Genomic DNA, 15,236 nt, shown 5'->3' with positions numbered 1-15,236 from the left:
CCTCCTTTATTATTCTCAGAATAACTAACAATAAGGCATAAAAAAACCGAATCAATAAAAATCGATTCGGCTTAAAATATTTCTTTACAAGATTACATTACAAAGTTTCTGAAATGTTTCATAAATTGAACTCTTTCAAAGGCAGCAGGATCATTGGATTTGTCCTGGCTCAACTTGCCCTGAAAATCTCTCAGGTTTTCAAAACCTTGTTCTTCCATCCAAGAGTAAATCTCCTTTGTTAAAGTATCGATATAGCCTGCACCTTCTTTATAAATAATTGAAGCTAGTTGAACAGCATCAGCACCAGCCAAAAGTTGCTTAATAATACTTTCTGAAGAATGAATACCCGTCGTCGCAGCGATTGAACACTTAACTCTATCGCGAAGAATACCGACCCATCTAAGCGTATTTTTGAAATCATCAGCTCCTGATAAGACCTGGCCCGTATTTAAACTTAAATTATGAATATCAATATCTGGACTATAAAAACGATTAAACATAACAACTCCTGCTGCTCCTGAATCATCTAATTTCTTAACCATATGAGCCAAGTTAGAGTGATAAGGACTAATCTTTAAGGAAACTGGCAAAGCAACTTGTTCCTTAACGGCTTTTAAAACCTCGTAATAAATATTCTCATTCTCATCAACAGAACGATTCAAATCAGTAGGTAAAACAAAGAAGTTAATTTCTAATGCATCAGCACCAGCCTTTTCAATTTCGCGAGCTAAATAAGTCCATTTCTGTGAACTCACACAGTTGATACTTGCAATAATTGGGATAGAGACTGCAGCCTTAGCTTCTTTTATTAAACGTAAATACTTGCGAACAAGATCCTCTTCAGGCTCATTGCTCATATAATCAAAAGTTTCAGGATAGATGTATGGGCGACTTGTCATATTCAACATTTGCTCGTCCATTTCCATAACAATCTCTTCTTCGAAGATTGACTTAAGAACAACGGCTGCGGCACCGTTCTCTTCAAGTTCTTTAATTTTTTCAACAGAATCAGTAAGACCTGAACTTGCTACAATAATTGGGTTCTTTAATTCAAGTCCTAAATAGCTTGTACTTAAGTTTGGCATAGGGTTTTGTTTTAGTAGATGTTTATTGTTTGGATTTTGTTTTTTTTGATTGAGATTCATCAGTACATAATAAAACGACATGTAGATCTTAAAATCTCGATAAAACAAATTTAAGTCAGACAATCCTATAATTCAAATCGATAATCTTTATATAAATATAGTTAATTCAAATCAGTAATTCATAACTAGAAACATAGCCAAACAAAAAGGCTTGCCGAAAAACGACAAGCCTTTAAAATATGATGAAACTTATTAGCTTAATCAGCCAAAACCGTTACGATATTCTTTTTACACTCAACGACACCTCCATCAACTTCGAACAATACTTCTTGTCCGTCAGAGGTCTTAATCTTGATCACTCCTCGATCAAGTGTTGAGATTATTGGTGCGTGGTTTTTAAGAATCTCAAAAGAACCACTAATCCCTGGTAGTTGAATTAGATCAACTTCACCCGAAAACATTTTTTTCTCAGGAGTTACAATTTCTAAAAGCATTTTTATCAATTTAAAGTTACAAGTACTTAAAGTTAGAAGTACTTAGGACACTTTTATTTTTAAGCTTCAGCTTCTGCTAGTAATTTTTCTCCTTTTTCAATAGCTTCCTCAATATTACCTACAAGGTTAAACGCTGCCTCAGGATACTTATCAACCTCACCATTCATAATCATGTTGAAGCCTTTAATTGTTTCCTCAATTGGAACCAAACATCCTTTCAAGCCTGTAAATTGCTCTGCTACGTGGAAAGGCTGAGATAGGAATCGTTGAACACGACGTGCGCGGTGCACAACCAATTTATCTTCGTCAGAAAGCTCTTCCATTCCAAGAATTGCAATAATATCCTGAAGTTCCTTATAACGTTGAAGCAACTCTTTTACATGGGTTGCACAATCGTAGTGAGCATCACCTACAACGTCACGAGTAAGAATACGTGAAGTTGAATCAAGTGGATCTACCGCTGGGTAAATACCTAACTCAGCAATCTTACGATTCAATACAGTTGTTGCATCCAAGTGAGCAAATGTTGTTGCTGGTGCAGGGTCTGTCAAGTCATCGGCTGGTACGTATACCGCCTGTACAGATGTAATAGATCCTCGCTTAGTCGACGTAATACGTTCCTGCATAATACCCATCTCTGTTGAAAGAGTTGGCTGGTAACCTACCGCAGAAGGCATACGACCAAGAAGTGCTGAGACCTCAGAACCAGCTTGAGTAAAACGGAAGATATTATCAACAAAGAACAGAATATCACGTCCCCCTGATTTCTCATCACCATCACGTAAACTCTCTGCAACTGTTAATCCTGAAAGAGCAACACGAGCACGTGCCCCAGGAGGCTCGTTCATCTGACCAAAAACCAGAGATACCTGTGACTGATCTAAAGCATCTTTATCAACCTTAGATAAATCCCATCCTCCTTTAGCCATGTCTTCCTCAAACTCATCGCCATAACGAATTACCTTCGATTCGATCATTTCTCGCAGCAAATCATTACCCTCACGAGTACGCTCACCTACACCTGCAAATACAGACAAACCATCTTGCCCAATTGCAATATTATTAATTAGCTCTTGAATCAAAACCGTTTTTCCAACACCTGCTCCACCGAACAAACCAATCTTACCACCTTTCGCATAAGGCTCAATAAGGTCAATTACTTTAATTCCAGTGAAGAACACCTCTGATTCTGTCTTTAATTCATCAAACTTAGGAGGGGTTCTGTGAATTGTATAGCCCCCTTTTTTATCTACTTGTCCAATACCATCAATGGTTTCACCCACTACGTTTAAAAGACGACCTTTTATTTTATCACCTGCAGGCATAATAATAGGAGATCCGGTTGCTATAACATCCATTCCTCTTCTCAAGCCATCGGTCGAGTCCATTGCAATAGCACGAACGGTGTTTTCACCAATGTGCTGTTGACACTCAACAACTAAATTTTTACCATTTTCAATTACGACTTCTAACGAGTCGTAAATATCAGGAAGCTCAGTGCCCTCATTTTCGAAACTAACATCGATTACAGGACCGATTACCTGAACTATTTTGCCAATATTTTGTGACATTGCATTTGTTTTATTGGAACATTAATTATCGTGTGATGACAAATTTAGCATTTTTCCGCAAAAAGGATGAATTTATCTTATATTTTTAATAATCTTAAACGGAACGATTTATCAAGCGCTTAACAAGTAAACTTAAGTTCTCTTTTTTAACTTCATCAACCTTTACTGATGCTAAATAATCCAGGCATAGTTCAAAATATTTATCAATTTCAACTTCCGCCAAATCACGAACATTTAAGTCTTCATAAATCTTTTTGACTGCAGCAATTTTTTCTTCTGAATTAAAACCTTCCAGTCGAATCCATTTCTCAAGCTCAATTTTAGTTTCACCTTCGGCTAATTCCTGAGCTTTGATTAACAAAAATGTTTTCTTATTGCAAAGGATATCACCACCAATTTTCTTTCCGAATACTGCTTCGTTCCCAAATGTATCAAGCATATCATCTTGTAGCTGGAAAGCCATTCCTAAATTCAAGCCAAACTGGTATAAAGCATCTGCATCTTTATCATCAGCATCTCCCATAATAGCTCCCATTTTAAGGCTACCTCCAAGAAGAACAGCTGTTTTAAGTCGAATCATATTCAAATACTCTTCAACACGTACATCAGTTCTATCTTCAAATTCCATATCGAATTGCTGTCCTTCACAAACCTCAAGAGCTGTTTGATTGAAAACCTCCAGAACAGAACTCAAATGTTTGTTTTCACAACTAACAATAAACTGATACGCTTTGATAGACATGGCATCACCTGAAAGGATAGCCACGTTTGAATTCCATTTTTCGTGAACCGTAGACATGTTTCTTCTAATTGGCGCATGATCCATCACATCATCATGAAGAAGTGTGAAATTATGGAAAACCTCAATCCCAATTGCGGGTAGGTAGATCTTCTCAAGATCTTCCTTATAAAGGTTTGCAGCCATTAGAACAAGAATAGGACGTAGTCGTTTGCCTCCAATAGAAAGAATGTATTTCATGGGCTCAAAAAGGCCTTCAGGAGGAGTAGAAAACTCCAAAGCATCAATTCTGTTTTCGATTTGAGTTTGAAGTTCGTTGAAAGTATACATGTTTTATATAAATTTTGGATTTGAGATTTGAGATTTGAGATCTGAGATTCCTCCCTTTAAATACGATTTAATAAAGATCAAAAAGGAGTTATATTTTTGAAATAATCTCAAAGCTAACGTCTATATTCAAGTGCACTAAAATAGAAAAAAAATAAAAAGCATTGGCTTTCGTTTCCAAATTCTTAGAAACAAAAAACCACCCCATAAACTGGAGTGGTTCCTAATATTATTGGATATCTGATAACATCTATCAGATAATTAAAATAGCATCACCATAAGTTCCGAAACGGTACTTCTCTTTAATAGCAATTTCGTAACATTCCATTACTTTATCATATCCTCCAAAAGCAGCTACCATCATCATTAGAGTAGAATATGGTAAGTGGAAGTTTGAAATCATAGCGTCTGGAATACTAAAGTCATAAGGAGGGAATAAAAATTTATTTGTCCATCCTTCGAAAGGCTTAAGAGTACCCATTGTTGAAACAGAGCTCTCAAGTGTACGAACAGTAGTGGTTCCTACAGCACAAACTTTATGCTTGCCCTCTTTAGCTTTATTTACAATCGAAACGGCTTCGTCGTTAATAAAGATTTGCTCAGAATCCATTCTATGCTTAGTCAAATCTTCAACATCAACATCTCTAAAGTTACCCAGGCCTACATGAAGTGTTACTTCTGCAAAATCGACACCTTTAATTTCAAGACGTTTCATTAGCTCGCGGCTAAAGTGCATACCAGCAGTTGGTGCTGCAACAGCTCCTTCGTGTTTAGCAAAAATGGTTTGAAAACGTTCGGCGTCTTCCTCTTCAACCTTACGTTTCTCAATTATTGATCGTGGAAGAGGTGTTTCTCCCAAACCATATAAGGCTTCTTTAAATTCTTCGTAAGATCCATCGAATAAGAAACGAAGCGTTCTACCTCGTGATGTGGTATTATCAATTACCTCAGCAACCAAGGAATCATCATCACCAAAATAAAGTTTATTCCCAATACGGATTTTACGTGCCGGATCAACTAAAACATCCCATAGTCTTTGTTCACGATTTAGCTCGCGCAACAAAAAAACTTCGATCTCAGCTCCTGTTTTTTCTTTATTACCAGACAATCGCGCAGGAAAAACCTTGGTATTATTAAACACCATAACATCTTTATCATCGAAATACTCGATAACATCTTTAAAAATACGGTGCTCAATCTCTCCGGTATCTTTGTGAAGTACCATCAATCGAGATTCATCACGATTGTAGGCAGGATGTAAAGCAATAAGTTCTTGAGGTAAATTAAACTTAAACTTAGATAACTTCATAAGGCTGACTTTAGATATTTTTGATGATAGATAAGAGTTCTAAAAAGAACCCCAAATTATACAGACTGATAAGAATCAATTTAATTGCATAAGACAATTACACAAGATTCTTAACTCACATACAGCAAGTTAATATAAGTGCACTTTTTCTCAACAGTGAAAACTTTACGAAAATGGCTGCAAGATAGTTATAAATTCTCTAAATAACTCATAAAATCTTCTATTTCAAGTGCCTGATCTGTATTATATTCACCAATACGAGTTCGTTCCAGAGCAATCAAATGCGCACCACTGTTTAGTTGAATTCCAATATCGCGAGCCAGTGCTCTAATATATGTTCCCTTACTACAAACCACTCTAATCTTTAAAACATCATTTTCAAAGCTTAAAACTTCAATTTCATCAATCACAAGAATCTTTTCTTTGATCTCGACATCTAAACCTTTTCTTGCGTATTCATAAGCTCTTTTGCCATCAATTTTTATGGCTGAATAAGCTGGAGGACGTTGTTTGATCTCCCCTAAGAACCCTTTTAAAGCTTCATCAATTAAAGCTCTATCAATATGTTCTGTTGGGTAGGTTTCATCAACTTCTGTTTCCAAATCGAATGATGGTGTGGTTGAACCCAATTTTAATGTTGCAATATATTCTTTTACCTGAGCTTGATAGGTATCAATTTGCTTGGTATATTTTCCTGTACAAACAATCATCAAGCCAGTAGCTAAAGGATCAAGAGTCCCAGCATGACCAACCTTTATTTTTTTCAGATTGTATTTATGCTTTATCTTAAACTTAACTTTATTTACTAAATCAAAAGATGTCCACTCATATGGCTTATTCAAAAGAATGAATGAGCCACCTTGAAAATCTTGATCTACTTCGAATTTAATCATGCTTTTGTAAATGTATTTTAAGCGATTTTCTAATTTAATAAATATCTCGCATTTATTCTAAAACTAAGCTCCTAGAATTTCAAAATCCTAAGAGCTTAGTTCTATCAGATATCATCTGATTTTTATTCTATAAAATTTAGGATGCAAAAATGGCAATAAGACCGATAATAAGGCAATAAATTGCAAAATAAATTAGCTTACCCTTTTTCACAATCTTAATCATCCAACTACAAGCTAGTAATCCAGAAACAAAGGCGGCAATAAAACCAACAATTAAAACTGAAGTATCGATACTGCCGGCTTGAGAAATATCCGTTTTAAAAATACTCAAAATATTCTCTCCAATAATAGGTACAAGCACCATCAAAAATGAAAACTTAGCAACTTCCGATTTTTTATTACCCAAAAGTAAGCCCGTCGCGATAGTTGAACCCGAACGAGAGATACCAGGAAGAACGGCACAAGTTTGAGCGACTCCAATAATTAATGCATCGCGAAAACTAATTTCTTTCTCTTTTTGCTTGGCATAAAATGTAAAGGCTAATAATGACGCTGTAAGTAAAAGCATAAAGCCTACTAACAACAAGATCTTGTCCGTATTAAAAATCTCTTCGACTTGATCTTTAAAGAAAAGTCCAACAACTGCTATTGGAAGCATCGAAAAGGCAATTTTCGTCACATATTGAGTCGAATCATTCCATTTGAATTCAAATAAACCTTGAATTAAAGCCAAAATATCTTTACGGAAAACAATAAGCGTACTCAAAACTGTAGCTCCATGAACCACAACAGTAAATCTCAAGTTATCTTCTGCATTTACACCCAAAAGAGCTTTCCCAATTTCCAGATGACCACTTGAACTTACAGGTAAAAATTCAGTTAATCCTTGTACTAATCCCAATATAAGTGCTTCTATCCAATCCATTTCTTTTTTTTTAATACAGAACTCGATCAGCTACAGCTGCCGGTTGTTTGTATGTATTCCAGTATCTGTGTTATTCTTGTCTCAATTCTGTTTAGTGCCATACTGACTTAAACAAAATGAAACCGCAACCAAACAAATGGATACGGTCGATTTCAAAATCTTTGGCTTCTCAAAAATCTACTTTTCTTTTGGACGCTTCATAATGGCATATATTTCGAAAGCAAATCCAAAAAGAACAACCAAAGGCGCCAGAGTAATTCTGCGAAAGCTGAAAATGTCTTCATCAAAAACGGTTGGATCCTCTGATCCCCCACCCATCATCAGCATAAAACCAATAATAATTATAGCGAAACCAATAAGCAGAAGCTTGTAGTTTTCTTTTGCCAAAGCAAATTCAAGTTTTTTATCGTCCTTGTTCATATAAAATAAAGAGTTTAATCTTGTTTAAACGTATCTAGCCAAGCTTCTAATACAAATGTCTTGTATCAATTCTTAAAAATTTGTTCACTGCTAAAAAGGTTGAAATCCAAGTTATCACAATACCAATCAGAGTGATTAGAATAAATAATAAACCCAATATTTCTACATTTTCAAATGTAATAACCTCTCGCAATTCTCTTTGAGATAAATAAATCACACCACTTAAAAGTAAGTTTGCAATGATGGCTCCCAAAATGCCGTGCCAAAAACTTTTCCCAATAAATGGTCGACGGATAAAGCCTCGGGTAGCACCAACCAATTGCATGGTTTTAATGAGCATTCGGTGCGAATAAATAGACAAACGAATCGTATTATTAATTAGTGTCACCGATATCAAAAAAAGTAATCCACTGAATGCAAGCAGTATTAAACTAATCTTTTTCACATTCTCATTGACCAAATGCACAAGGGATTTTTGATAATAAATCTCTTGAATTGCATCATATTTCGATAAGTTTTTCTCGATTTTAGCAATACTCTCTGGATTGGCATAATCAGCATACAATTTTACATCAATGGTTGCCAATAATGGATTATAACCTAAAAATGAAATAAAATCCTCTCCCAAATCTTTCTGTAAATCCTTAGCTGCAGTTTCCTTATCAATAAACTTGGTTGATTTTACAAAAGAACTAGCATCAAGAATTTTCTGCAAACGACGAATATCAACCTCTTTAACGTTATCTTTTAATACAACTGAAATACCTATATTCTCTTTCACGTAATTAGATAACTGCTTAGCATTCAGAACCAGCAAACCCATAAGTCCCAACATAAACAGGACCAATGAAATACTAATTATCGAGCTAAAATATGAAGTTCTTAAACGACGTTTAGAAGCTTTATTACTTTGAGCCATGCGACTAATTTTATTATGAATGTAAATTTATGGCAACATGCGAAAATACAATTTTTAATCAGAAATAGGCCTTTAGATTCAGAGTAATTTATTCACTATTTTCACATACTAACAGATCTAAGTGCACTGAAAGCTAAGTAAACATAGATTTCACTAATTCATAATAGATGAGATGCTGACCTGCGCATACTTTCCTTTAGTTTTATTACTTTTGATTAATCAGACTTCACACTAAAAAGAAACAGCTTGGGTATTATCCGAAAACAAACCATTATAGGGTCAATATTTTCATATGTAGGGGCCATAATAGGACTTGCAAATGTCGCCCTTTTATACCCTCGCATTCTTTCTACCGAAGAAGTCGGTTTGTTATCCTGGTTAATTGCCACAACCATGCTGGCTGCCCAATTCTCGGGCCTAGGTTTCGGTGCTGTTATCTCAAGATTATTTCCCTATTTTCGAAATGAGGAGAATCAACACAACGGTTTCATGTTTATTCTTTTTTGTGTTGGATTATTAGGATTTGTAATCTCTCTAGTGGCCTACGCTTCTTTACACCCCTTTGCTGGTAACTATTTCAGTGGAGATGAAGCTTTTAATCTCAACTATCTTATTTACCTAATTCCTCTCGTTTTTTTCTCTATTTTCTATAATCTATTCGATAGTTACAACCGAGTTTTATACGATGCTATTTCAGGTACCTTCTTCAGAGATATTATTTTTAGAATAATCGTTTCAGTCAGCTTAATTTTACTCTGGAAAGATTTTATCAACTTCGATCAGTTGGTTTTTATTTACGTTTCGGCCTATTGTTTACCAACCGTATTACTTTTCGGTGTATTGATTACCCGCAAGCAAGTTTCATTTAAACCTAAGCTGAACTTTATCAAACCAGATCTGAAAAAGATCATGATTGACACCTCATTATATGGGCTTCTAAATAATTTCGGTGATAAAATAGCATCCCAAATTGACAAGCTTATGCTTACAGGGATGTTGAGTTTAGGAGCTACGGGGATATTTACAGTTATGGCAAGTTTTGGAGTTTTAATATCTATGCCCTCACGCACCTTAAACAAAATATCAAGTACTGTAATAGCCGAAGCCTGGAAGAAGAAAGATCTTAAAACCATATCAAAAACTTACGCACAAAGTGGATTGCACCAGTTCATGGTAGCTTGTCTGCTTTTTGTTGGCTTGTGGGTCAATATTGATAATGTCCTTCAGATAGTCACACCAGAATATATTGAAGGAAAATATGTAGTTTTCTTCATTGGTTTGTCTAATGTGGTCTTAATGCTGTCGGGTATCAGTGGGGTGGTGATTCAGAATTCACCTGCTTATCGCAAGCAATCTCTTTTCTTAATATTGTATGCAGGGATAATCATTATTAGTAATGCGATCATGATACCCCTTTGGGGAGTTACTGGGGCTGCTGCGGCATCATTTGCAGCTAGCTTGTGTTTTAATCTGATGAAGTATATTTTTTTACTGAAACGATATAAATTCCAACCTTTTAACTACCGTTACTTATTAGTTATTATAATCGCTGTTGTTTCGTATTACATCTCTTATTTGCTCCCCAAGCAAGATTCTTATGTCATAGATATCATTATTCGGGGAGCAATTGTAAGTCTAATCTATATCGCTTTAACATTAAGCTTTCGTATCTCGAAAGATCTTAATGATTCAGCCTTGAAACTCATCAAACGATAAGTTATCTTTTAATAATCTCGATAATTTCTGTTGTAGATACAGATGGGGTGCGTGGCAAGTAAACCACTTCGCATAATTCTTTAAACATATCGAAACGACCAGCCCAATCGTCCCCCATCACTAAGACATCAGCCTTGTGTTCTTTGATATACTCACCCTTAAGCTCCAATGATTCTTCGTAGAAGACCTCATCAACAACCTTAAGAGCCTTAATAATATCCATTCTGTCTTCCTGGCTATAAATAGGATTCTTCTGCTTCTTAGAGTAATTCAGTGCATCTGTTGAAATACCCACAATTAAGTAATCACCATTCTGCTTAGAGCGCTCTAAAATGCGCAAATGTCCAATATGAAATAGATCGTATGTTCCGAAAGTTATAACTCTTCTCATTCTAATATATATTTTTTTATATTTTTAAAATCTCTATGACCACTTCCTTTTTAAGTCCAAAATATCGTAAAGAATGGCTTCCCAAACGCGTTTACAACTCTTATTATCGAAATAATCAAAATAATAAGCTTTCGACGAAGCACGTCTCTCAACAAAATTGTCTTTTGAATGATTGACATCATTAAAGAAAGTCAATAGTTCATCTGCATGACCAATAATTGGACCTGGAATACAAGCCTCATCCTTAAAATCAATCACAAGCCCTTTTTCTTGATCGTAAAGATCTAAATCAAAAGGCAAAAAACAAATTGGTCGGTCGAGAATTAGGTAATCTACATAAATAGAGCTGTAATCTGTCATCAAAACATCGGTAGCAGCAAGCAATTTCTGACTATCCTCTTCTATTATTGAATCCAAAATTAAGATGCTCTCTTTCGATTCCAGGTATTCCCTGGGAATAATATTTTCAATATAATGAGGACGATAAATCATCACCCAATTATTCTTTTTAAAGAATTCGTTTAATCTGTCAAAATCAGAAGCCGAAAAAGGCAGTTTGATTTCTTCGGAATAGTTACGGAATGTAGGCGCATATAGCAGAATTCGTTTCCCTTCTAAATTATACTTCCCATCATAGTAAGCCCGACTTTCTTTCTTATAATCGGCTGAAAATAATTGATCGTTCCTGGGTAAACCAAGAGGAAGCAATTCAAAATTCCCATTGGGTTTTCCGTCTTTATCAAGCATGTAATTTTCCTGATCACGTTTTGAGAAACCCACCACATAATCCATTTTGCGAAGATCCCCTCCTCTTTCAGTCAGGGCATTGTGATTCTTGGCAGGATGCTGTTTGGTTAAAGCTCCATGAAAAATATACATGCTTTTCTTTCCCGCTTTGAAAATAGCATGTGTGTAGGTGTCACCTACAACCAAATCTGGTTTTCTAATCTTCTTAAGCAAATACCATTTGCGAGCTAGAATCCCAAGAATTGAAGAGCGGTTCTTTTGATAAGGCTTCTTATAGATTTCAATGTCGACTTTATCTTCAAATTCATCACGAAGATTCTTATCGTAATAGACCATCAGGTCACGAACACTTGAGTGGATGTAGTCGATAAACAGTAGTTTCTTTTTTCTCATGATTATTGATAAAATTTCAATCCTGTCTTAATAAATTGGTGCTTCGCCCCAACCGAGCTTTTTGCGAGATCATGAGCTTTTCGAATAAACTAGACTTCATTTTTTTGGCTTGATCCAAAAAACGAAGCAAAAAAGATCAAGGCTGCTTTTTAAACATCTTTCTTATATGCCTCAAGCTTAAGTGCGGCCGGGTGATCTTCGAACAAGTTCTCAGCTTCCCGGTCTTTCTAAAGCTTTCGTAAAACGAAAAATCTTTAAAAAAGAGGCCAGCTTTTGAGGTGGTCAAAAAATAACCCCTTTATTCCGTTATAGTCTTAAATGTATTGATAGCAGCAAAATAAATAACATGAATAAAAACATTTAGGATGCTATTGATAAAAATTAAGAAATTCCTCGGGACTGCTTATCGAAAACGAAGGGTGTAATAAAAGGTCTACACAATCTACCCCTTCCAATTTCCCAGCAAGCAGGTAGTCCTTATTCAAAAGATCCTGAGCCCAATAAATGACCTGATCAATAGTCGGTGTATTTATTGAAAATAGGTGCGCAATATCTTTTATTAAAATCAACCCAAAGCTAATATCTTCAATAAAATATCGAGACTCCAAATCAATAACAAAACCCTTATCCATCTTTTTCATGGGAGATAAAAGGCCCTTGAACGCTTGAATACTACTTAACTTTTGTGTCAACTCCTCAGCGTTAGCAGAATCGTAATGTTCCAATAAAGGTTTGATACCACTCAGGTCGAATGGAATTTTATCCAATAAGGTATGCACCTCTTCATCCATTTTGATCAGGATTTCAGAAGATTCTAAATTCCAAGATTCGTAAAAAGTAGGATTCTCACCCCAAACTTCATCAGCTTTTATATCCTTAAAAAGGGCATACATACGGGCTGGGTGCAATATGGGATTCGATGTAGAGAGAGTAACCTCTAAGAAATTATTCAAAGGCAAAATCTGCATATCAAATAAAGGAGATAGCAAAGTCGATATCTCTTCTATCAAATTTGGATTGAGAGTCGCCACTGCCATGCTATCCTTTTTCGAAGTCATCACAACCTCTTCGCCATATTTTGAAACACGCGCAATGCAAGGGACTCTTTGACTAGCAAAAATCCGAATATTTTTCTCGCTTAAAGGCAGGTGTTTATGGCAAATTAACTCAAAATTTCCCATACCAGGGAATGAGCCTATCCAGGTATTTTTGGCTACAAAAGGAGCAATTTGCTTAATGACGCTTTCTCTGGCTTGAGATGGAAGAGCTAAAATAATCAATTCACATTTGGATATAATTTGAGAGGCATCATCAGAAACAAAATCCAGTTTCCCAATAAGATCCTCACCTTCCCTGTTGATAACACAAATTTGCTTCTGCCACTCATTGGGTTTCCTTGTCAACAATCGAATTTCATTCGAAGAATCCGATCCCAACAAACCAATTAAGCTATGCGCAATATTTCCTCCCCCACAAATGCCAATTACCATACTCTATTTTTTAAGATATCAACAATGAAATCATTGTCCTTTCCATCTCTAACCGCGATGCGAATGTATTCTTTATTCTCGAAACCCTTTTTTCCTTTAAGATCTTTTATAAATAAATCGTGTTCGACTAATAACTTCTCGGTCAGTTCACTCGATGATTGACCATTTACAAGCTCGCATAAAAAATAATTAGCCTGCGAAGGAATCACTCTCAGGTATTCAATATTGTTTAGAAGAGTATAAAATCGATCTCTTTCTGTAGATATGGTATTACAAGCTTTAAAATAGTCTTTTCTATACTTCTCGAAAATCTGCATGAAAAATTCCCCAAAGGAATTCACATTCCAAATAGAGATTTTACTTTTCACTTTTTTCATCAAGTTCAAATCGGAGCAAGTCAACACACCTAATCTAAAACCAGGCACACCGTAACTTTTACTGATACTCTTAATGATAATCAAGTTAGGATAAGCCATCAGCACCTCTTCCTTGATCAATGTATTTTTAGGGCCTTCGCTTGAAAAATCGATAAAAGATTCATCCAATATGAGTTTCTTATTGGCATCAGCTAAGAATTGAGCTAATTCAAGAACTTCATTAACCGGGATAAAGTGCCCGCTTGGGTTATCAGGATTGATTAAGAGAAGCTGCTCTACGGATTGAGAAAAGGACTTTAAGTCTGAAAGTGAATATGAAAAATGCTCATTTCCCGGAACAAAGGTCTCAAGGCCTAAAGCTTCGAATCGCTCAGCATATTCGTTAAAACTAGGGTTGATAATACCTACTTTCCCTTTCAGTACCGAGCTTAAAGCGTTGATTAATTCGGCAGCACCATTCCCAACCACTATCTGATCTTGTGGGCAATCGAACATACGAGCTGCCAAGAGATTTTGAACATTCAAGCCAGATGGGTATTCGCTCATTAAGGCATGAAAATAAGCCTTAATCTCATTTTCCATCTTTATGCCCGGAAAGTAAGGGTTTACCAAATAACAGAAATCTTTTAGGTAAGGAAAACGCCAATAACCACCATAACGTGCTTGAATCATTTTTAGTTTCTCTGATGCTGGTGCAAAAACCGTTTCGGCATTATTGTAATCCTGTATATCATCAATCTCGTACCACTTTTCGGTATCGATTTTATAGGCTTTCAAATCGGAATTTTCCAAAAGAGTGATCACACGCAGTACCTGCTCGTAATACTCGTTATGACCCAATGCCTTGCAATAAGCCTCAAGAAATGGGACGTAATGTGAACTGGAAAAATCCTTAGATAATTTATAGATATTAACTGTCTTGTAATAATTATGCAGCTGCTGATAATCGAAATGTGTTTTGGGAATAAAATTCAGGATGTTGTTATTCTCATCAAGCGTAACAACGGTGCCATCCATCCACGATTCGTACTTGGCTACAACTGCCAAATTTGGGGCATCAGCAGCAATCAATTTGTTTAAAATCTCCGCATCGTAAATCAAATCACTTTCCAATAGAATCGTATCTCTATCCGTCAGATAATCCTTTGCCAGATAGAGCGAATAAATATTATTGGTTTTATTATAAATTGGGTTTTCAACATATACCAATTCCATATTGGCGTAGCTATTCCCCAATAGATCAATCACCTTTTGACCCTCATAACCAATAACCAAAATCACTCTGCTGATTCCAGCTTCGGATAGATTATCCAGGGAGCGCTCAATTAGCGTTTTACCATGGATTTCAACCATACATTTGGTGTTGTTTTGAGTCAGATTTCCCAATCGTTTCCCAAGTCCAGCAGCTAGAATTATTGCTTGCATATTCGATTTTTAATA

14 protein-coding genes are annotated in these 15,236 nt (G+C 35.7%); 1 reads left to right on the top strand and 13 read right to left on the bottom strand.

From position 1 onward, the window contains the following. Positions 1-92: 92 nt before the first annotated feature. The 9 genes from DWB61_RS01370 to DWB61_RS01330 all read right to left on the bottom strand — a co-directional run bounded on the left by DWB61_RS01370 (position 93) and on the right by DWB61_RS01330 (position 8,682). Complete coding sequence (locus DWB61_RS01370) at positions 93-1,085, bottom strand: dihydroorotate dehydrogenase-like protein (protein WP_125029100.1); 993 nt, start codon at positions 1,083-1,085, stop codon at positions 93-95. Between the two features lie 257 nt (positions 1,086-1,342). Further along, the gene (atpC, locus tag DWB61_RS01365) at positions 1,343-1,579 is read right to left on the bottom strand and encodes an ATP synthase F1 subunit epsilon (protein ID WP_125029099.1); all 237 of its coding nucleotides are present in this window, start codon (positions 1,577-1,579) and stop codon (positions 1,343-1,345) included. 59 nt (positions 1,580-1,638) lie between these two features. Continuing rightward, a complete protein-coding gene (gene atpD, locus DWB61_RS01360) occupies positions 1,639-3,150 on the bottom strand; it encodes a F0F1 ATP synthase subunit beta (RefSeq protein WP_125029098.1) in 1,512 nt (503 codons plus the stop codon). 94 nt (positions 3,151-3,244) lie between these two features. Beyond that, positions 3,245-4,219 carry a polyprenyl synthetase family protein gene (locus DWB61_RS01355; protein ID WP_125029097.1) on the bottom strand — a complete coding sequence of 325 codons (975 nt, stop codon included), beginning with the start codon at positions 4,217-4,219 and terminating at the stop codon, positions 3,245-3,247. 250 nt (positions 4,220-4,469) lie between these two features. Next, on the bottom strand, positions 4,470-5,525 hold the full coding sequence (gene queA / locus DWB61_RS01350; protein ID WP_125029096.1) for a tRNA preQ1(34) S-adenosylmethionine ribosyltransferase-isomerase QueA: 1,056 nt from the start codon (positions 5,523-5,525) through the stop codon (positions 4,470-4,472). Positions 5,526-5,713: 188 nt separating this feature from the next. Continuing rightward, on the bottom strand, positions 5,714-6,418 hold the full coding sequence (truB, locus tag DWB61_RS01345) for a tRNA pseudouridine(55) synthase TruB (RefSeq protein ID WP_125029095.1): 705 nt from the start codon (positions 6,416-6,418) through the stop codon (positions 5,714-5,716). Between the two features lie 136 nt (positions 6,419-6,554). Then, entirely contained in the window at positions 6,555-7,343 is a 789-nt protein-coding gene (locus DWB61_RS01340; protein ID WP_125029094.1) for an undecaprenyl-diphosphate phosphatase, read from the bottom strand. 177 nt (positions 7,344-7,520) lie between these two features. Continuing rightward, positions 7,521-7,763, bottom strand: coding sequence for a DUF3098 domain-containing protein (locus tag DWB61_RS01335; RefSeq protein ID WP_125029093.1), 243 nt, complete (start codon positions 7,761-7,763; stop codon positions 7,521-7,523). Positions 7,764-7,809: 46 nt separating this feature from the next. Further along, the gene (locus tag DWB61_RS01330) at positions 7,810-8,682 is read right to left on the bottom strand and encodes a cell division protein FtsX (RefSeq protein WP_125029092.1); all 873 of its coding nucleotides are present in this window, start codon (positions 8,680-8,682) and stop codon (positions 7,810-7,812) included. Between the two features lie 246 nt (positions 8,683-8,928). On the opposite strand from DWB61_RS01330, the gene DWB61_RS01325 reads away from it, so the two are divergent. Then, a complete protein-coding gene (locus DWB61_RS01325) occupies positions 8,929-10,398 on the top strand; it encodes a lipopolysaccharide biosynthesis protein (RefSeq protein WP_125029091.1) in 1,470 nt (489 codons plus the stop codon). Position 10,399: 1 nt separating this feature from the next. Here the strand turns inward: DWB61_RS01325 and DWB61_RS01320 are convergent, their stop codons facing one another. From DWB61_RS01320 to DWB61_RS01305, 4 genes are all read right to left on the bottom strand, one after another. Further along, entirely contained in the window at positions 10,400-10,789 is a 390-nt protein-coding gene (locus tag DWB61_RS01320) for an adenylyltransferase/cytidyltransferase family protein (RefSeq protein WP_125029090.1), read from the bottom strand. A 33-nt stretch (positions 10,790-10,822) separates the two neighbouring features. After that, on the bottom strand, positions 10,823-11,929 hold the full coding sequence (locus DWB61_RS01315; RefSeq protein ID WP_125029089.1) for a CDP-glycerol glycerophosphotransferase family protein: 1,107 nt from the start codon (positions 11,927-11,929) through the stop codon (positions 10,823-10,825). A 368-nt stretch (positions 11,930-12,297) separates the two neighbouring features. Then, positions 12,298-13,419, bottom strand: a complete 1,122-nt coding sequence (locus DWB61_RS01310; RefSeq protein WP_125029088.1) for an NAD/NADP octopine/nopaline dehydrogenase family protein — start codon at positions 13,417-13,419, stop codon at positions 12,298-12,300. Beyond that, a complete protein-coding gene (locus DWB61_RS01305; protein WP_125029087.1) occupies positions 13,413-15,221 on the bottom strand; it encodes an aminotransferase class I/II-fold pyridoxal phosphate-dependent enzyme in 1,809 nt (602 codons plus the stop codon). Before DWB61_RS01305 ends, DWB61_RS01310 begins: the two co-directional genes overlap by 7 nt. Positions 15,222-15,236: the final 15 nt, after the last annotated feature.

The organism is Ancylomarina euxina, assembly GCF_003863355.1.
GTDB lineage: Bacteria > Bacteroidota > Bacteroidia > Bacteroidales > Marinifilaceae > Ancylomarina > Ancylomarina euxinus.
This window is presented reverse-complemented; position numbering and strand designations above follow the sequence as displayed.